Genomic DNA, 17,251 nt, shown 5'->3' on the forward strand with positions numbered 1-17,251 from the left:
TGACTTTTTACTCAATTGGCTGTTTTTTCTCCTCAAATGAAAAAAAGCATCCTTCCGAATGAAGAATGCAGCGATTCATTTTTATTTCCTTATTTCAGGTTCTTTTACAGTGAGCGGATAAAGGACTCCTTCTTTCGCAAACGACATTTTCCCCGTTTCTTCTGATACGACGAGAACAAGTGCATCGGTCATACCGGAGAGTCCGATCGCAGCCCTGTGTCTTGTCCCGAGAGAAGGACTAACTTTTTTTGAAGTAAGCGGGAGCACATTTGCAGCAGATACGAGTGTATTCTCTTTGACTAAAAGAGCACCATCATGAAGTGGATTTCCTGGGTAGAAAATGCTTTCTATTAATGAAGCACTAATTTTCGCATGAAGATTTGTCCCTTTTTGAATAAAATCCTCAACCTCATCACGCCTTTGAATCACAATAAGTGCCCCGTGTTTTTGTTTTGATAAGTTCTCAATGGCTAACGAAAATTGAGCAAATCCAGGTGTGAATTCTTCCATATACGATTGCAAATAAAACGAGGAAGCCTCTGCGTGCATTTCATTAAACTCATCATGTAATGACTCGAGATCACAAAGTAGACATTGCTCGATCTCATCAAGGGAATCAATAATGTCACTTGCATCCTTCATGATTTTCATCAAGTGTGTTCTCATGTCCACTTTAAATAGCGCTTCTTCATTCGTACGATTGATCATTTGACCTTTTCCCTCCTCCTTTTTGTTGTCATAAAATAACAAATTATGCGCATTCTATTGATATGGAGGTGACTTAATATGACCATTCAGAAAGTGATTCAATATGCTTGCAGCATTTTAGGTGTTGTCAGTCTTTCCTTTATTTATGCCCAAATGTTTAAAAAAACGAAGCCATCTAAGAAAAATAATCCGACGGGGAATTGATTTTTTTACATAGCATGATATAATCCTCTCGTTATTTCTGTTCAGAGAGGAACTTATGATGAGAGAAACAAATAGCATTCGAGCTAAGGTGACACTATTTTTAACCATTTTGATTCCGATTTTAATCACTCAAGCGGGTCTTTCGCTGATTACGTTTTTAGATACCGTAATGTCTGGAAAAGTGAGTGCAGAAGACCTTGCGGGTGTTGCGATCGGTTCTAGTATTTGGACACCCGTTTATACAGGACTTGCTGGTATATTAATGGCCGTTACGCCGATTGTCGCTCAGCTGATGGGCGCTGGGCATAAAAAAGATGTTCCCAAGGCTGTCTTTCAGGCGATTTATTTATCCTTTCTTTTAAGTATCGGTGTGATTGCGATTGGTACAATCAGCATCCCTTACGTATTAGGTGGACTTGGACTTGAGCAATCCGTAGAGGATATTGCGCGGCATTTTCTCAGTTTTCTTGCTTTTGGTATCATCCCGCTGTTTGGTTATTCGGTACTCAGGTCATTTATTGATGCATTAGGGAAAACACGTGTGACGATGTTCATCACGTTAACAGCACTTCCTATTAACTTTGCTTTAAACTATGTATTTATTTTTGGGAATTTTGGCTTTCCAAAGCTTGGCGGTGCGGGAGCTGGCCTTGCATCTGCGATGACGTATTGGGCCATTTTCATCATGAGTATTTGTATTGTCATGAAAGCAGAACCATTTGCCTCATTTCGTTTGTTTCAAAAACTGCCTCGAATCAATATCTCCCGTATGGGGCAAATACTGAAAATCGGTCTTCCTATTGGGTTTGCGATCTTTTTTGAAACGAGTATCTTTGCAGCTGTCACGCTGTTAATGGGTCACTTTGATACTGTGACGATTGCAAGTCACCAGGCTGCGATGAACTTTGCTTCTATCTTATATATTTTACCGCTCAGTATCTCAATGGCTTTAACAATTGTCGTTGGGTTTGAATCCGGTGCCAAGCGGTATAAAGACGCGCAAAACTACAGCTATATCGGAATTGGAACGGCGGTATTATTCTCATTGTGTACGGCGGCACTCATTTTGTTATTTAGACCAGAGATTGCTGGTTTATACACAGCTGAATCGGCTGTTTTACAGTTGACACAGCACTTTTTGATTTATGCGATCTTTTTCCAGCTGTCAGATGCAATTGCTGCACCCATTCAAGGGGCTCTGCGCGGCTATAAAGATGTGAACTATACGCTCATTGCCGCATTTGTTTCTTACTGGGTGATCGGTCTTCCTTCCGGCTATTTGATTGGCACCTATACCTCATTTGGGGCATTTGGCTATTGGATTGGTCTCATTGCAGGACTTGCCGCTGGTGCCGTCGTCCTCTTTATCCGCCTCAGATTGATTGAAAAACGCTTGCTTCAGCAAGCGCCCAATCACTAAAGACGACACAAAAAAAGCAGCTGATCGATGTCAGCTGCTTTTTTATTTAGTCATTCCATTGGTACGTCCAGAAAATTTCTTCATCGAACCATTTTTGGACGACAGGTTCTTTGTTTTTCAGCTTCTGTTCAAGCTCTCTCAGCATGCCTTCTGTTTGCGTTCTATGCGCTCTCAGTGCATTTAATTTGATATCTGCTACATCTGTAATGTCGATCATAATATCTGCATTTCCCAGCACTTCTTCTCTATTTCTCGTAATGGCCATGCAGTATGTGACAGGACGGTCTTCTTTTTTCTTACGGTAAAGAGCACGAATAACCGCTTCGCCTGTCGCATCATGATCAGGGTGTACACCGTGTCCTGGATAAAACGTGACAATCAGTGTAGGTTTGACTTCATCAATGATGTTTTCCATCACATCAGCTAAATACTCGTCGTCTTCAAATTCCAATGTTTTATCACGAAGTCCAAGCATACGTAAGTCTGTGATATCCATTTCTTTGCAGGCATTGATTAATTCCTGTTTTCTTAATTCAGGAAGTGTTTCACGGTTGGCATATGTTGGGCTGCCCATATTTCTGCCCATTTCCCCAAGTGTCCCGCATGCATACGTGACTGGGATTCCGCGTTTTCTGCTTTGTGCAATGAGACCTGCAACCCCAAAGGATTCATCATCTGGGTGAGGCAGCATCACTAGTACATGTTCGTTCATGACTCGTCACCCTTTCTTCTACACCTGAAATGGTGTTTCACTAATTTGTAATGAGATCGCTAGTTTTCCGTCTGGCAAGTGCCCTGCTAACAGCAGGCGGCCATGGTCATCAAACACATAATCCGTTAATCCTTCTGCGTAAATCCAGCCATCTTCTGTTTTCATTCCAACACGGTACGGACCTTGTCCTTTTATTTTCGCCTGTGAATAGACGACTTTCGCATTTCGGATATATGCCACAACCGTCATATTTTGTTCATTTACATGAGCTGAATAAGAACCAGTTGTCGTTTCAAGATGAACGAAAACTGGACGATTTAAAAACGATTCAAGATGTGTTGTGACATCTTCCGTTTGAATTGGTTTCATGAGTGGTTCCTTCCTTCATTTTGAATTAATTCTCGCAGCTTTTTTGTATGTAAGCTGATCAGCTGCAGCTGATGATCATGCTCAAGCTCACTTTCTAATATTCTCTCTACAGCGAGCACATATTTTTGATGGAATGATTTTCTCGCCCGCGGATGAGTGCGCGCATCGCTTAAATCATCACATATCGCCTCGAGTAAAGAAGACATATCATCGACATCAAGCTGACGATTTTTCCATAAAGATTGATAAGCGGCTGCAAGCTCATTGGCAGATGACATGTAATCACCTCTACAGTTTTGGTAACAACTTATTATGACATGATCCGCATTCAAAAAAAAGCAAACTGCTTGTTCCACTTAATGAGAATTCGCTGTTTTTTTCATGCGTAATTGAGAGGTAGTAAATAATAAAATCGCCACCCAGATACAAAGAAACGTCACGATTTTAGCTGAAGATAAATGCTCGTGATACACAAATAACCCCAAAAACAGCGTAATCGTCGGTGCAATGTATTGTAAAATGCCCACTTGATAAAGAGGAATTCTTTTTGCGCCTTCAGAGAATAAAAGAAGTGGCACCGCTGTAAAAACCCCTGCAAAGAATAAGAGACCAAGCGATCCGAAGCTGTTAGGATTCATTGTCACCACAGGTTCTTTTAAGAAGAACAATATGTACACAAGGGCCGCCGGGGCTAAAAGCAGCGTTTCAATTGTCAATCCAATTGCACTCGTGAAGCTCATTCTTTTTTTAATCAATCCATAAAAACCGAAGCTAAAGGCAAGTAATATCGCAACGACAGGAAATGAACCGTACTGAATCGTGGAAAGAATCACCCCAGTGGCGGCAATTAGTATCGCAATGGTTTGTAATTTATTGAGCCGCTCTTTCAAGAAAATGATGCCTAGTAAAACAGAGACAAGCGGATTAATATAATACCCTAAACTAGCTTCTAGCATGAGATGGTGATTGACTGCCCAAATGTACACATACCAGTTAACCGAAATTAAAATAGCAGATAAAAGTAGTGAAAAAAGTGCTTTACCATCCAGCATGAGACCCTTCACTGTCTGCATCGCCGGCCGGACTTGTTTTAAATACAGTAGAATACCGCACATAAAAACAAATGACCATAAAATTCTGTGCGCTAAAATTTCGCCTGACGAAATATGCTCCATCAGTTTCCAATATAAAGGGAATAGTCCCCATAATGTAAAAGATGCTGCCGTATAGAGAACACCTTTTGATTGTTGCTGATCGTTCAATCTAACCATTCCTTTCTAAACCTATCGTATATTATAGCACGCACTCAGGTGAATGGGCATATACTAATTCAGGGCATTTAGAAAGGATGATTTGCATGTTTGACTGGAACCGATTATTCCCTTTTCAAAAGCAATTTTCAAAAGAAGCCTTAAAGAATTCAGACCCTAAAGACGTTGAGCAGTATGTCAATCAAGTGATGGAAAGTGTATTCGGCTCCAATTATCCTGCTCAGTTCCCTTTTCAGGATCCACTCTCTCAACATCAAAAAACGAGAGAAACAGACGTCAAAGGAGAAAAAGAACCCGAAGTGGAAGTGTTCGAAACCACTGATCACGTGTTCGTTAAAATTGAGCTTGCTCGGCCGAACACAGAAAAAGTAAAAATCAAACATACAGCCAACCTGCTGTTTATTGATCATTTTCCTGAGGAAGGCACGCAGAAGAAAGTTGTCCTTCCTGCTGCTGTAAAAAGAAAAGGAACGAAGGCTTCGTATCAGGACGGTATTTTGGAGATTATGTTTTTAAAGCATGATGATCCGGGGATCTCTGAAATCGATATTCCATTATAAAAAGCCTGCTTTCATATAGAAGCAGGCTTACTCTTTTTTCTTAATAGTATGGTGGATATCCGCCGCCATAAGGTGGTGGAGCAGGCGGTGGTGGCGGGTAATATGGACGGGGATAATTAAAAATCGCACTTCCTAAAAATCCGCCAAGCAGTCCGCCGACTAAAGGAGCGCCAAAACCAAAAAACAAAGGGACTCTGGATTCATATGGCGGAATGCCAGGGGCGCCGCCTCGGAAATACGGAGTATGAGGGTACATGCATTTCTCCTCCTTTGTCATGTGCCTAACATCAGCATATTCATCAGGAGTCAAAACGTTTGGGCAAACCTGAAACTAGGCTTGCTCCTTTTTTTCATGAGATTCTGTATACTCCCCTGCCCACCTAGATACCTCATGAAACACATTATTTAGCGCATTTCCTTTTTCAGTTAAACAATAAATGACTTTAACAGGCGTCTCAGGCAGAACAGTTCGCTCTATAATCCTTTCTTGCTCAAGTTCTTTTAAACGCTCTGCGAGCATTTTTTGACTGATAGATGGGATAATGTCCGTCATGTCTTTAAAGCGCTTTGGACCATCAAGCAATACATGAATAATGAGACCATTCCACCTTTTGCCTAGCAGTAAAAAAGCTTGCTGAATGTGTGGACATAATTGAAATTCCATAAATTTCAGCCTTTCTTTTCATGATTGTTTGACAAACTAACGGTATACAATTTAAAATAACTCTAGTTACAATAAGTAAGTTTCTCACTTTTTTAGTTATTGTACCATACTATTTGCAAAAACGGGAGGAAATATCCATATGGCGACTGATCAAAAAACAATTGACATTTTAAAACAAAGAGCTTCAGTAAAAGAGTATGATACAACTCATGAAATGACAAAAGAAGAGTTAACAGAGCTTCTTGATATCACAACTAAAGCACCATCTGCGTGGAACCTTCAGCATTGGCATTTCACTGTTTTCCATAGTGCTGAATCTAAAGCGAAGTTACTTCCAATCGCTTACAACCAAAAGCAAATCTCACAAGCATCAGCTGTTATTGCTGTACTAGGTGATCTTGAAGCCAATCAAAATGGTGAAAAAATCTACAGTGAGCTGGCAGAACAAGGCTTCATTACTGAAGACATCAAAGAAACATTGATGACTCAAATCAATGGCGCATACCAAAGCGAGCAGTATGCACGTGAAGCTGCGTATTCAAATGCTTCATTAGCTGCTATGCAATTAATGATTGCTGCAAAAGCAATGGGCTATGATACATGCGCAATGGGTGGTTTCAGTAAAGACGCCTTCATCAAAGAATTCAATGTAAGCGGCCGTTATGAGCCAGTCATGTTGATTTCAGTTGGTAAAGCAGCGAAAGAAGCTCATAAAAGCAATCGTTTCGACATCGAACAAGTATCTGATTTCCTTTAAAATTGGCAAGGCCTCAGCTTTCATGCTGAGGCTTTTTTTATTTGGTTTAAATATTATTCCTACATACTTTCTTTTCACTTTACCCCTTTTCACCTTCACCCTTTCTCCTTTTTAAGAATGAAAGCGTTATATTAGTATGATATTCGCCAAAATGATTGTTTTTTCTGAAAATGGTCTTGTGATCTAATCTGACAACTGCTATTATTATGAAATTACAAAAAATTCAGGAGGGAATCATGAATAAAAAATTGATACTGGCACTACTTATAGCGATTCCATTCATCGGACAGCTCGCACTGCTGCCCTTTGCAAATCGTATTCATCCATTTGTGATAGGGCTTCCTTTTTTCCACTTCTGGCTCTTACTATGGATTGTTCTCACACCAATCTGCACATTCATCATTTACCGGATGCAACATTCAAATGGAGGAACTGACTAATGCAAGGAAATTTAACAGCTTTATTGATTACTGCAAGTATTATTTTCATCGTCGTGGTCATCGGATTTGCCGCTGGCCGGGATAAATCATCGAGACAGTCAGTAGAGGAATGGTCTGTCGGCGGGAGAAAATTTGGCGGTCTGCTCGTCTGGTTCCTCGTAGGCGCAGATTTATATACCGCTTATACCTTTTTAGGGCTCACTAGTACAGCCTATACAGCTGGAAGTGTCGCTTTTTTCGCTATCCCCTATTCAGTTCTAGCGTATTTTATTGCTTATTTCTTCTTACCAAAGCTATGGACGGTTGCGAAAAATCATAACCTCACAACGCTCGCTGATTATGCACGTGAGCGGTTTGACAGCAAGCTGTTATCCAGTTTGATTGCGATTATTGGAGTACTTATGCTGATTCCTTATATTTGTCTTCAGCTGAGCGGGATTCAAGATACGTTAACTGTCGCTGGTACTAGTTATATTAATGTGAATGCAGTTGTTATTATTTCATTTATTTTAGTCGCACTTTATACATTTTTCAGTGGTATTAAAGGTCCTACATATACAGCCATTATTAAGGATATTCTCGTTTGGGTCATCATGCTGTTTATGGTGGTTTCACTGCCAATCATTCATTTTAACGGCTGGACCCCGATGATGAATACGTTAGCTAAGGAAGCGCCACAGCTTCTGACAATTCCTGACGGCGGTCCTAAAGGCATTTTATGGTTCATTACCGCTTCAGGCGTTTCTGCCCTTGCTTTGTTTATGTGGGCACATGCGGCAACTGGGGTTTTTACAGCCAAAAGTGCAGATGCCATCCGTAAAAACAGTATGTTTTTGCCTCTTTATAACATCGTATTGATTTTGGTCATCTTCCTTGGATTTATTGCCTTTTTAGTCTTACCTGAAGATACAAATCCAAGATTTGCTCTTCTTCATTTAATTCAAACGTCATATGGTGGTGTGATGCAGGGCCTCGCTTATTCAACAATTGCACTGGCTTCCCTCATTCCATGCTCGATCATGGCCATTGGCGCATCGAATTTATTTGCCAATAATTTATACCGTGACTTAATTCATCCGAATGTATCACCAAAAAGATTGACCATCATTACACGTTCAATGGTGTTTATCGTCATCGGACTGGCCCTTTTATTCGGGATGCTCTTCCCAACAGCACTTGTAACGCTTCAGCTCATTGGCGTTTCAGGAATGGTTCAAATTTTCCCAGCCATTGCGATCAGCTTGTTCTGGAAAAAACAATCGAGAGAAGCAACGATTGCGGGGTTAGTTGTTGGCATCATCGTCACCTTTACAGCCAATATCTCACAAGTCACGTTCGGTCTTTATGAAGGTTTTCTCGGTTTACTAGCAAACGTTGTGGTCATCTTGATCTTGAATCCATTCTTCCAAAAGCATGTCACAGACAATTCTGTCATAAATGATCTTTTTGAAAAAGATAACGAAAAAACAGAAGCGACTGTAAACAACGCGTAAACATAAAAAGAGCAGTCCCCCTTATGAGGACTGCTCTTTCTTTATTTCATTTCTTTTTTCAAAACTTCAATGGCTTTTTTCATTTGTGTATCATTGTTCTTTAACTTATCTTGGATCTTTGTCATCAGTACTGTCGTTGTATCTCCTGTCAGAATACCGTCTGTTTTCAGATCGTTGTCTGTTTGGAAGCGTTTGACGATAGACTGGAAAGCTTGATCGTACTCACCATTTGCTTTTGCTTTGTAGCCAAGCGCTTGGAACATTTTTTGAGCCGCTTTGACTTCATCTCCATTGTCATTCAGCTGATACGATTTTTTCGGACTTAAGTATGGCAGCTTTGCATAACTTGGGAGCGATGCTTTGACCTGTGGTTCAATTCCTTTTTTGTGAATCCAAGAACCATCCGGCGTCAGCCACTTGGCAATGGTTAACTTGACGCTAGAACCATCATTATAGCTTTGTGCATTTTGAACAGTTCCTTTACCAAATGTCTTTTCACCAATAATTTTGATACCTGAAGATTGGTGCAGAGCCGCCGCCATGATTTCAGCAGCGCTGGCTGAGCCGCCATTTACAAGAACAACTGCCGGCTGATGAACTTTACGTTCTTTTTCAGCCTTGTACTCTTCTTTCTTCCCTTTTTCTTCAACTTGCATGATGACTTTCCCTTTATCGATAAAGTCATTACTCATTTCAATCGCTTCTGTCATAATGCCGCCTGGATTATCTCTCAGGTCGATGACAAAGCCTTTTGCCCCTTTTTTCTCGAGGTCATCAATGGCTTTATCTAGCTCTTTCGATGTTGTTTCAGCAAAGGACGTAATTTGGATTTCTCCTATTTTGTCTTTTGTGAGTTTTGCATACACCGTTTCAAGCGGAATGGTGTCTCTTGTGATCGTCACATCAACATTGCCCACTCCTTGGCGGTTAAGGTGCAGCTTGACATCCGTTCCTTTTTTCCCTCTAATAAGAGAAACTGCTTTATTGACCGACATGCCTTTTGTGCTTTTCCCATCCACCTTTAAAATACGATCATGAGGTTTCAACCCGGCTTTTTCAGCAGGAGAGCCTTTAATCGGTGCGACAATTAAAATTTGCCCATCCTTCTCTTCTACTTGTGCACCAATTCCTTCAAATGATGATGAAATGGTGTTGTTAAATCCTTCGGCTTCCTCCTGATCCATATATGTAGAGTATGGATCATCAAGTGATGCAATCATTCCTTGAATCGCACCATCTACTAGTTTTTGATCATCCGTTTTTTCGTAATACTCATCTTTTACCTTCGTATACGCCGCCATGAGTTTACTAAACTTCTCGTCTCCTGAGACACTGACAGCCCCTTGTTTTGTGATCACAAATGTAATCGCAGAGGACAGGGCCGCTGTCACCAGAATGGCGATCACGAACTTAAATTGTTTTTTCAAAAAAACACCACCTTTATCTCCTTTCATTATTATCAAGGACGATGCTTCATCCGTCAACCAAAGGATCGAAGTTCTCTTTGAAAAGATAAGCCATTTGACCTTGCATTGCATAATCTTTAAAGAGGATCTTGATAAGGAAAGAAGGGATTTTATGAGTGATTATGTAGAAATGCTTGCCTATTTTGGCGTATCCAGTGCCCATCCTGGCGGAATTGAGTTAACAAAAACGATGCTTCAGCATATAAAATTGACGCCGGATGCACATATACTGGATGCGGGATGCGGGACAGGACAAACGGCGGCATATTTAGGAAATATCGGTTATCAGGTAGAGGCGATTGATACACACCCTTTGATGATTGAAAAGGCCAACCTGCGATTTGAGCGAGAAGAACTGCCGATCCGCGCATTGCAAGCATCGATTGAACAGCTGCCATTTCCAGATGAAGCGTTCACTCTTCTCATCAGTGAATCTGTTTTAAGCTTCACAAACCTTCCTGCTGCACTTGCTGAGATCAAACGAGTGCTTGCCCCTGGAAGTCAAATGATCGCAAATGAAGCTGTGTTAAAAGCACCCCTTACACCAGAGGAGCTCGCCACCGTACGAGATTTTTACGGGTTCCACTCACTCTTTTCACTTGAAGAATGGAAGGAGCAGCTAAAAGCAGCAGGATTCCATGACTTTCGCATTCTCTCATTTGATGAACACATGGTACAGGAGGAGCCGACAGAAATGGAATTATCTGAACACATCCCGCCTTCTCTTTACGAAACGCTGCAAACACACTACGATCTGATTCAAGCGCACCGGAAGCAGCTAAGCCACATTCTATTTGAATGTACCGTATAAAATGAGCGAATCTCCTATATGTTTTGTCCAAACTCTATGAGGTCTCTCGCATAGGATAAGAGTGAACAGAGTTTGTCATAAGGAGGAAAAATATGGAGCGCTATCAAAAGCTTTGTCAGCAGCACATGGGAAAAGTCGCTAGAATCACAGATCGTAATGGCAGAGTACATGTCGGACGCATTGAGCGGGTGACAAACCGTAAAGTGTATATTCGTCCAGTCGGCGGTTCTCGCGGCGGCTTTGGCTTTGGTTATTACGGAGGGTATTACGGCTGGGGTGCCGCTTATGGCATCGGGCTTGGTTTCATTACAGGTTTCGCATTAGCAGGATTGTTCTTTTTTTAAAAGAAGAATAAAGAAGGCCCCCCGAATAGCTGGGAGGCCTTTTTATTTGATTAGATTTTCTTCACTTTGTTCATGTACTCTTCAAATGTTAAATCGTGATCATGCATCGCTTTTGCTGCTTCTTTTCCAACATAGCGCAGATGCCACGGTTCATATTCATATTTTGTAATATCTTCTTTTCCTTTTGGATAACGAATGATAAAACCATATTTATAGGCGTTTTTAGCCACCCATTTGCCATCAGGTGTTTCACCAAACTTTTCAGAGATGTCAAAGCCGGCACTTTTTGAGGAAATGTCCATGGCAAGACCTGTTTGATGTTCACTTTCGCCTGGTAAAGCTACTGCTTCCTGCGCTTTGTCTTTGCCTTTTAATTTGACTTCACTATCAAAAATGACTTTTTGACGGTCATAGGAGCGATAGCCAGATACTGCAGCCAGCTCGAAGTTTTTCTTTTTCGCATCTTTGAATAACTTCTCAAGTGCTTCCGCTGCTTCTTTACGAATATATCGTTTTTCAATATCCTCTGAAAAAGAGAATTCTACTTTTGGTACAACGAGATCAGAAGGTTTATAGGTTCCTGGTAATGCGTATTCTTTGTTGACAAGAGCTAGCACGTTTGCAGGATTTTGAATGGTTTTCAGCCCACTTACCACCTTGATGTCATTGAAATATTCACTCTTTAATGTCAGCTCTTGATCCGATGAATCTGCTGTATTGTTTGAGTTTTGCTGGGTAGATGAATTTGCTGCGCTCTTTTGTTCGTTTGTTTTGTTCGATTCAGATGTACCGCTTTTTTGATCCAGCAACTGGCAGCCCGATAGTGCGGCTGTCAAACCAAGAATCGATGCGATTGAGAGTATTTTATAGCTTTTCTTCATGACATACCTTCCTTTTGCTCTTCTAAAAAAAATAAAGATGCGCTACATCGTAGCACACCCTTTATACTATTATAAAACAGAGTCTAGTGCAATTAAGATCATTTCGTCAAATGTCGTTTGACGCTCTTCAGCCGTTGTTTCTTCTCCTGTGAGAACATGATCACTCACTGTCAGAATGGATAACGCTTTTCGATCAAATTTTGCTGCAAGCGAATAAAGAGCTGTTGTCTCCATTTCAATCGCTAGGATACCGTATTGAGCCATGAGTTCAAGTGGTTTTTCATTGTAAAATTGGTCTGCTGTAAATACATTACCGACACGTACAGCGACATTTTTTGCTTCTGCTGTATCGTAGGCTTTCTTAAGCAGTCCAAAATCAGCGCAAGGTGCGTAATCAATCGGTCCAAACGCCACACGATTCATTTGTGAGTCTGTTGAAGATGTTTGAGCTAAAATGACATCACGCACGTTGACATCCCTTTTGATAGCCCCGCAAGATCCGACGCGGATTAAGTTTTGAACATCATAGCTTTGAATGAGTTCATTCACATAAATCGAAATAGAAGGTACGCCCATTCCGGTACCTTGTACAGAAACGCGCTTTCCTTTGTAGGTTCCAGTATAACCATACATTCCGCGCACTTCGTTATAGCATTCGACATCTTCTAAATATGTATCTGCAATATATTTCGCACGAAGCGGGTCGCCTGGCAGCAATACCGTTTCTGCAATTTGTCCTTTTTCTGCTCCAATATGTACACTCATTTTTTAGCCTCCACTTACGTTTACTATGTGATTTATCCTATTTAGTATAAACGATTGAGCCTAAAAAAGAAAATACCAGCTGAAGCTCAAGCTGGCATCGTCAATCATCTATTTAACTCATCGTCATCAGTCGTTCACTGCGTTTCCATCCTGCCGGAAAAAGCTGATAATAGCACTTTCCTTTCTTCTTATCATCAATCACAACAATATCACCTGTTGTCATAAACCGTGCATTGTAATCACTAGGGACTGTATCATGTACATTAAATGTCGAGAATGCTTTTTCCAGAACATCCAGGTGTGTTCTGCCGCCAATCTTTGTCCGATACACAGGCTGATGCCCGCTTGCAGCGCCATATTCAGGTGTCTGATAAATGGTTAAGTGAAATGCTGAAGGTTTCTTTTGAAAAAATCTCAACGTCAATTGCATTCAAATCCCTCCCCTTTTATATAAAATTGGCTGGGGTCTGTCAATTTCCTTCTTCTATTTTTGTCGAATGACAGACAATTTTTCGTCAATCTTTTTACAAATGAGAAATAAAGCAAGTCCTATCGCAAAACCGCCTGCAACATCTGTCAAATAATGAACACCGATATACATTCGGCTGATCCCAATCAAAAGAACACAGAACCCCGTGATCAAGTAGACGATTTTTTGTCTTTCTTTCAGCCATGGAATCATTTCAACTAATAGATAAGCTATAAAAGGATAGATTGTGGCTGCATTCATCGAATGTCCGCTCGGAAAGCTGTAATACGTTTCATTGACAAGATGATCAAAGGCCGGTCGCTCTCTAGCAAACATTCCCTTTAGTTCATGATTGATGGTTTTTTCTGTGAGATATAATAGAAAAAGCATCATGATAGAGTAATAGCGCTTATACATGAATAGTACGACACTAAAAATGAGCATGATTGGGACGAGCAGCGCACTAATGCCAAAGTCCGTCAAAGTCAGCATGACATCATTTAAAAAAGGGAGTCTGATGCTCTCAAACCATAAGATGATCTGGTTGTCCAATTCTTGACCCGCACCAGATACCATGAGCGCAGCAATGGCGCCAAATAAAATCAAAAGAAATAGGATATACACGCGAAAGATTCTCCTCCCTCTCTCTTCAGAATCTCTTCAAAGTATAGTGCCTACCACGCCTCTTCTTCAACTATCATTGCTTTTTTCAGCATATATTCAAACGTAATGTCAGCCAGCTCAAACGTTTCTAGCTCAGCAGGTATGTACCCTCTTTTGACCAGCTCCATGTAGAAGAATTCCGCAATTTCCTCTGTATCAATCACCAAATCTGCTTCTTTCATTACATTCCGCCTCCTTTTTTATGATGTATGAACGACGCCTGTTTTTTATTACAGTTTGTCATAATGGCTCATTCCATACATATAAATGCAGTAAACAAAAAGAAAAGGGGTTTGAGGCAATGAAATGGTTAAGCATATTAGATGGAGAAACGTTTGATCAGGTGATGGGCCGTATCTTGAGGGGATGGTTTTATGTGATTGTTTTTTTCTGTGTGCCTTATTTTTTATTCGTGTTAGGACAAGTCTTTCTTTAACCAAAATGCTCGTGTAAACTTTCCAATATAAAATCCATCATATCCTTGTATTCTGGATCTTCGAAAAATTCGTAGAGAATTTTATAGTCATTATATATATCAAGAAGCTCATCCACTATAGATACAGCGAGGAATTCTAGTGATGCTTCGCTTTCTTGTTTCTCTTCTAATTGTAATAGAGCCGTTTGAACCATATCTTCTTCCATTTCTTTTGAGGTTTCACCGACGTAATGCACAAAAAGAAGCTGATGAACGAACTGGTCCATCTCATACTTCCTCAGGACAAGCGTTAAGTCTTCCTCTTCTGTTTCCAGCCACTCTCCGTCCTTTAGCCTCGTGAGTTCGTAAATGACATCTTCCCAGCCGTCATCAAGGTATCGCCATATTTCAGTCCGATGGCCAATAATTTTAAATAGCTCTTTTCCGTAATCTTTTACATATACAACATCGCCAATGAGGAACTCATATTCAATGTCCAGCTTTTCTGTATCCACGATCACCCCGTCGTACTCATCGTAAAGCTGAAGTGATGTTTCAAAATAAAGCACCTCATTATGATTGACCTCATACAAATAGTGCTGGTCAATTTGATGGACTTTTGTAATCGTTCCGACTGTGCCGTACATGACAACGACGACAATATCCCCTACTTGATATTTTGGTGCTTTCGCCTTCATTCTGTCTCCCCCTTGCCCGACTTTTGGTCTTAACGTATCGTATGCCGGCGCAAGGAATTCTGCATGGGCAACCACACCATGCAAAACGCCATTTTATTTCTCATAAAAAAACCGCTTCTCCCATCTGGAACAAGCGGTTGTTTGTTATTTTTTTTTGACTTCTACTTCATATTGCTCAAACGCTTCGTCAAATGTTGTCATTGAGCTCAAATAATCGCCATTTAATTCTAAATAGGCACACAGCTCATGATAATCAGTGGACGCTTTCGGGAAGCTGTGATCCTCATAAGCAGCATTTGCAAAATGGCTGATTTCATCTTTCGGTTTTGGATGTCTGTACTTCATTAAATAATGGTAAAACGACTTCACCTGTTTTTCCCTCCGCGACACTCTATTTTGTTGTTATATTATACAGCAATTTGATGACTTGTATAGGCGGAGGTACAACTTATGATGAAAAGTCAAAGTAATTTCGCTTTAATAACCGCTCCATGCTCATTAATTCTTCGTATGAAATTTTTTCTGGAAGTTTTGTCTGATCCACTAAAATTAATTGATCTTCTATCTCTTTGACCGTCTCATCCTTTTGATATAACATGCCGCAGTGCGTGCAGGAAATGGACGGTGTTTCGATGATTTCAATTGATTGTGTGCCAGTGATCAGTTCCCAATAGACTGTTGTCTGCTCTGCGTTTGCTTTGTTTTCCTCACACCAATCACATGTCAGCAAGGTCATTTCTCCTCCTTTACAGTTTGATCTTTTTTGAGCTGTGCTTGATATTTTTTCTCTTTTAATTCATCTCGTTTTTCACGTTTGTTTTTGAGTGTGTCATGCTCAGGATTTGTCTCATATGCTTCTCTTCGTTTCATCCGGCTTAAATTCTCAGGCGTAAACGATTTCGCTTCATCCTGAAATAGTGCGGTAACACCAATTGCCGGTTCTTGTTTCTCTTCATAAATTTCATTAAAATACGCATCTGCCTGGCCTGCCACGTAATGCTCTGGTTCAGGGTAAGAGGTGATCACACCTTCAAAGTTACGAAGGACGACTTTGTCAGGGCTTTGCGATAATAAATAATTTGGCTGTAAGGCGATCTTTCCTCCGCCTCCTGGTGCATCTACAACAAAGCTTGGCACGGCATACCCGCTCGTATGCCCTCTTAAGCCTTCAATGATTTCAAGACCTTTTGATACTGGTGTTCTAAAGTGGCCAATCCCCTCAGATAAATCACATTGATAGATATAATAAGGTCTGACCCGTATCTTCACGAGATCGTGCATCAGCTTCTTCATAATCGGCACACTGTCGTTAATACCTGCAAGGATGACAGCCTGATTACCAACAGGGACGCCGGCATTCACAAGACGTTCGCACGCTTCTTTCGCTTCTTTCGTAATTTCAATGCTTGTATTGAAATGGGTATTCAGCCAAACCGGATGATATTTTTTCAAAATCTCGCACAGCTCATCTGTAATGCGCTGCGGAAAGACGACCGGCGCGCGGGTTCCTATCCGAATGATCTCAACGTGCGGAATGTCTCGTAAGTTTTTCAAAATGTATTCAAGCACTTGATCATTGATTAAGAGCCCATCTCCGCCGGAAATTAACACATCCCGCACCTCAGGTGTTTCTCTAATATATCCAATGGCAGCATCTAACTGCTTTTTTGGCACGCCCATACCGATCTGGCCGGAAAAACGTCTTCTCGTACAATAGCGGCAGTACATGGAGCACTGATTTGTTACAAGAAAGAGCACACGATCTGGGTACCGATGCGTTAACCCCGGGACAGGTGAGTCTTCATCTTCATGCAGCGGGTCTTCCAAGTCATATTTTGTTTTATGCAGCTCCTCAGCGATTGGCACAGATTGCATACGTACTGGGCATCTTGGATCGTCTGGATTCATCAGTGAGGCATAGTAGGGTGTAATGTTGAGTGGAATGGTTTTGGTGGAAATCTTCACCCCTTCTCTTTCCTCTTCTGTTAAGTTCACGATTTTCTCTAAATCTTCAAGCGTTTTCACGGTATGCGTCAGCTGCCAAATCCAGTCGTTCCACTTTTCCTCAGGTACATCCTTCCAAAGCTCAATGTCCTTCCAATGACGCGCCGGTTCATACAGTTTCTGATTCATATCCATTC

The 17,251-nt window shown here is 41.0% G+C and carries 26 protein-coding genes; 9 read left to right on the forward strand and 17 right to left on the reverse strand.

The window, feature by feature from the left end:
- Positions 1–81 precede the first annotated feature (81 nt).
- Positions 82–708, reverse strand: coding sequence for a sporulation-specific diadenylate cyclase CdaS (gene cdaS, locus C6Y03_RS08490; protein WP_034660930.1), 627 nt, complete (start codon positions 706–708; stop codon positions 82–84).
- A gap of 78 nt (positions 709–786) precedes the next feature.
- Between cdaS and C6Y03_RS19485 the strand changes: the two genes are divergently transcribed.
- On the forward strand, positions 787–912 hold the full coding sequence (locus tag C6Y03_RS19485; RefSeq protein WP_262416988.1) for a hypothetical protein: 126 nt from the start codon (positions 787–789) through the stop codon (positions 910–912).
- Between the two features lie 58 nt (positions 913–970).
- Positions 971–2,332 carry an MATE family efflux transporter gene (locus C6Y03_RS08495; protein ID WP_106039179.1) on the forward strand — a complete coding sequence of 454 codons (1,362 nt, stop codon included), beginning with the start codon at positions 971–973 and terminating at the stop codon, positions 2,330–2,332.
- Positions 2,333–2,378: 46 nt separating this feature from the next.
- Here the strand turns inward: C6Y03_RS08495 and bshB2 are convergent, their stop codons facing one another.
- From bshB2 to rarD, 4 genes are all read right to left on the reverse strand, one after another.
- Positions 2,379–3,044, reverse strand: a complete 666-nt coding sequence (gene bshB2 / locus C6Y03_RS08500) for a bacillithiol biosynthesis deacetylase BshB2 (protein ID WP_034660932.1) — start codon at positions 3,042–3,044, stop codon at positions 2,379–2,381.
- An 18-nt stretch (positions 3,045–3,062) separates the two neighbouring features.
- Positions 3,063–3,413, reverse strand: a complete 351-nt coding sequence (locus C6Y03_RS08505; protein ID WP_034660934.1) for a YojF family protein — start codon at positions 3,411–3,413, stop codon at positions 3,063–3,065.
- Positions 3,410–3,691 carry a hypothetical protein gene (locus C6Y03_RS08510; RefSeq protein WP_034660935.1) on the reverse strand — a complete coding sequence of 94 codons (282 nt, stop codon included), beginning with the start codon at positions 3,689–3,691 and terminating at the stop codon, positions 3,410–3,412. The genes C6Y03_RS08505 and C6Y03_RS08510 overlap by 4 nt, the downstream gene beginning before the upstream one ends.
- 78 nt (positions 3,692–3,769) lie before the next feature.
- Positions 3,770–4,675 (reverse strand): EamA family transporter RarD, encoded by a 906-nt coding sequence (rarD, locus tag C6Y03_RS08515; protein WP_106031086.1) that lies wholly within the window; start codon positions 4,673–4,675, stop codon positions 3,770–3,772.
- A 95-nt stretch (positions 4,676–4,770) separates the two neighbouring features.
- On the opposite strand from rarD, the gene C6Y03_RS08520 reads away from it, so the two are divergent.
- Positions 4,771–5,244 carry an Hsp20/alpha crystallin family protein gene (locus C6Y03_RS08520; RefSeq protein WP_106039180.1) on the forward strand — a complete coding sequence of 158 codons (474 nt, stop codon included), beginning with the start codon at positions 4,771–4,773 and terminating at the stop codon, positions 5,242–5,244.
- 40 nt (positions 5,245–5,284) lie between these two features.
- On the opposite strand, the gene C6Y03_RS08525 is transcribed toward C6Y03_RS08520, so the two are convergent.
- Both C6Y03_RS08525 and C6Y03_RS08530 read right to left on the reverse strand, forming a co-directional pair.
- On the reverse strand, positions 5,285–5,500 hold the full coding sequence (locus tag C6Y03_RS08525; protein ID WP_034660939.1) for a hypothetical protein: 216 nt from the start codon (positions 5,498–5,500) through the stop codon (positions 5,285–5,287).
- A 75-nt stretch (positions 5,501–5,575) separates the two neighbouring features.
- Positions 5,576–5,908 carry a winged helix-turn-helix transcriptional regulator gene (locus C6Y03_RS08530; protein WP_034660940.1) on the reverse strand — a complete coding sequence of 111 codons (333 nt, stop codon included), beginning with the start codon at positions 5,906–5,908 and terminating at the stop codon, positions 5,576–5,578.
- Positions 5,909–6,047: 139 nt separating this feature from the next.
- Here C6Y03_RS08530 and C6Y03_RS08535 point away from each other — a divergent pair, with 139 nt between their 5' ends.
- From C6Y03_RS08535 to C6Y03_RS08545, 3 genes are all read left to right on the forward strand, one after another.
- Entirely contained in the window at positions 6,048–6,665 is a 618-nt protein-coding gene (locus C6Y03_RS08535; RefSeq protein WP_034660941.1) for a nitroreductase family protein, read from the forward strand.
- A gap of 236 nt (positions 6,666–6,901) precedes the next feature.
- A complete protein-coding gene (locus C6Y03_RS08540; RefSeq protein WP_034660942.1) occupies positions 6,902–7,105 on the forward strand; it encodes a DUF3311 domain-containing protein in 204 nt (67 codons plus the stop codon).
- Complete coding sequence (locus C6Y03_RS08545; RefSeq protein WP_034660944.1) at positions 7,105–8,598, forward strand: sodium:solute symporter family protein; 1,494 nt, start codon at positions 7,105–7,107, stop codon at positions 8,596–8,598. Before C6Y03_RS08540 ends, C6Y03_RS08545 begins: the two co-directional genes overlap by 1 nt.
- Before the next feature lie 41 nt (positions 8,599–8,639).
- Here C6Y03_RS08545 and C6Y03_RS08550 read toward each other — a convergent pair whose 3' ends face one another.
- Entirely contained in the window at positions 8,640–10,025 is a 1,386-nt protein-coding gene (locus tag C6Y03_RS08550; protein ID WP_034660946.1) for a S41 family peptidase, read from the reverse strand.
- Between the two features lie 151 nt (positions 10,026–10,176).
- On the opposite strand from C6Y03_RS08550, the gene C6Y03_RS08555 reads away from it, so the two are divergent.
- Together C6Y03_RS08555 and C6Y03_RS08560 are read left to right on the forward strand one after the other, a co-directional pair.
- The gene (locus C6Y03_RS08555; protein ID WP_106039276.1) at positions 10,177–10,875 is read left to right on the forward strand and encodes a class I SAM-dependent methyltransferase; all 699 of its coding nucleotides are present in this window, start codon (positions 10,177–10,179) and stop codon (positions 10,873–10,875) included.
- A gap of 92 nt (positions 10,876–10,967) precedes the next feature.
- Positions 10,968–11,219, forward strand: a complete 252-nt coding sequence (locus C6Y03_RS08560; protein WP_003216113.1) for a hypothetical protein — start codon at positions 10,968–10,970, stop codon at positions 11,217–11,219.
- Between the two features lie 50 nt (positions 11,220–11,269).
- Here the strand turns inward: C6Y03_RS08560 and C6Y03_RS08565 are convergent, their stop codons facing one another.
- The 5 genes from C6Y03_RS08565 to C6Y03_RS08585 all read right to left on the reverse strand — a co-directional run bounded on the left by C6Y03_RS08565 (position 11,270) and on the right by C6Y03_RS08585 (position 14,179).
- Positions 11,270–12,100: a M15 family metallopeptidase gene (locus C6Y03_RS08565; RefSeq protein ID WP_060596558.1), complete on the reverse strand. Its 831-nt coding sequence runs from the start codon at positions 12,098–12,100 to the stop codon at positions 11,270–11,272.
- Positions 12,101–12,169: 69 nt separating this feature from the next.
- Positions 12,170–12,865, reverse strand: coding sequence for a purine-nucleoside phosphorylase (deoD, locus tag C6Y03_RS08570; protein WP_012010274.1), 696 nt, complete (start codon positions 12,863–12,865; stop codon positions 12,170–12,172).
- A gap of 112 nt (positions 12,866–12,977) precedes the next feature.
- Positions 12,978–13,295, reverse strand: coding sequence for a YodL domain-containing protein (locus C6Y03_RS08575; protein WP_012010275.1), 318 nt, complete (start codon positions 13,293–13,295; stop codon positions 12,978–12,980).
- A 54-nt stretch (positions 13,296–13,349) separates the two neighbouring features.
- Positions 13,350–13,958: a phosphatase PAP2 family protein gene (locus C6Y03_RS08580; RefSeq protein WP_106039181.1), complete on the reverse strand. Its 609-nt coding sequence runs from the start codon at positions 13,956–13,958 to the stop codon at positions 13,350–13,352.
- A gap of 50 nt (positions 13,959–14,008) precedes the next feature.
- A complete protein-coding gene (locus C6Y03_RS08585; RefSeq protein ID WP_066030762.1) occupies positions 14,009–14,179 on the reverse strand; it encodes a YozD family protein in 171 nt (56 codons plus the stop codon).
- 119 nt (positions 14,180–14,298) lie between these two features.
- On the opposite strand from C6Y03_RS08585, the gene C6Y03_RS19490 reads away from it, so the two are divergent.
- Positions 14,299–14,433 carry a hypothetical protein gene (locus tag C6Y03_RS19490; protein WP_258182067.1) on the forward strand — a complete coding sequence of 45 codons (135 nt, stop codon included), beginning with the start codon at positions 14,299–14,301 and terminating at the stop codon, positions 14,431–14,433.
- On the opposite strand, the gene C6Y03_RS08590 is transcribed toward C6Y03_RS19490, so the two are convergent.
- The 4 genes from C6Y03_RS08590 to kamA all read right to left on the reverse strand — a co-directional run bounded on the left by C6Y03_RS08590 (position 14,430) and on the right by kamA (position 17,243).
- Complete coding sequence (locus tag C6Y03_RS08590; RefSeq protein ID WP_012010279.1) at positions 14,430–15,110, reverse strand: hypothetical protein; 681 nt, start codon at positions 15,108–15,110, stop codon at positions 14,430–14,432. The two genes, C6Y03_RS19490 and C6Y03_RS08590, sit on opposite strands and share 4 nt — an antisense overlap.
- A 144-nt stretch (positions 15,111–15,254) precedes the next feature.
- Positions 15,255–15,479 carry a YozE family protein gene (locus tag C6Y03_RS08595; protein WP_003215834.1) on the reverse strand — a complete coding sequence of 75 codons (225 nt, stop codon included), beginning with the start codon at positions 15,477–15,479 and terminating at the stop codon, positions 15,255–15,257.
- A gap of 79 nt (positions 15,480–15,558) precedes the next feature.
- The gene (locus C6Y03_RS08600; RefSeq protein WP_080869528.1) at positions 15,559–15,840 is read right to left on the reverse strand and encodes a YokU family protein; all 282 of its coding nucleotides are present in this window, start codon (positions 15,838–15,840) and stop codon (positions 15,559–15,561) included.
- A 2-nt stretch (positions 15,841–15,842) separates the two neighbouring features.
- Positions 15,843–17,243 carry a lysine 2,3-aminomutase gene (kamA, locus tag C6Y03_RS08605; protein ID WP_034660953.1) on the reverse strand — a complete coding sequence of 467 codons (1,401 nt, stop codon included), beginning with the start codon at positions 17,241–17,243 and terminating at the stop codon, positions 15,843–15,845.
- Between the last annotated feature and the right edge of the window lie 8 nt (positions 17,244–17,251).

Source organism: Bacillus sp. LNXM65, assembly GCF_002998575.1.
Lineage (GTDB): Bacteria > Bacillota > Bacilli > Bacillales > Bacillaceae > Bacillus.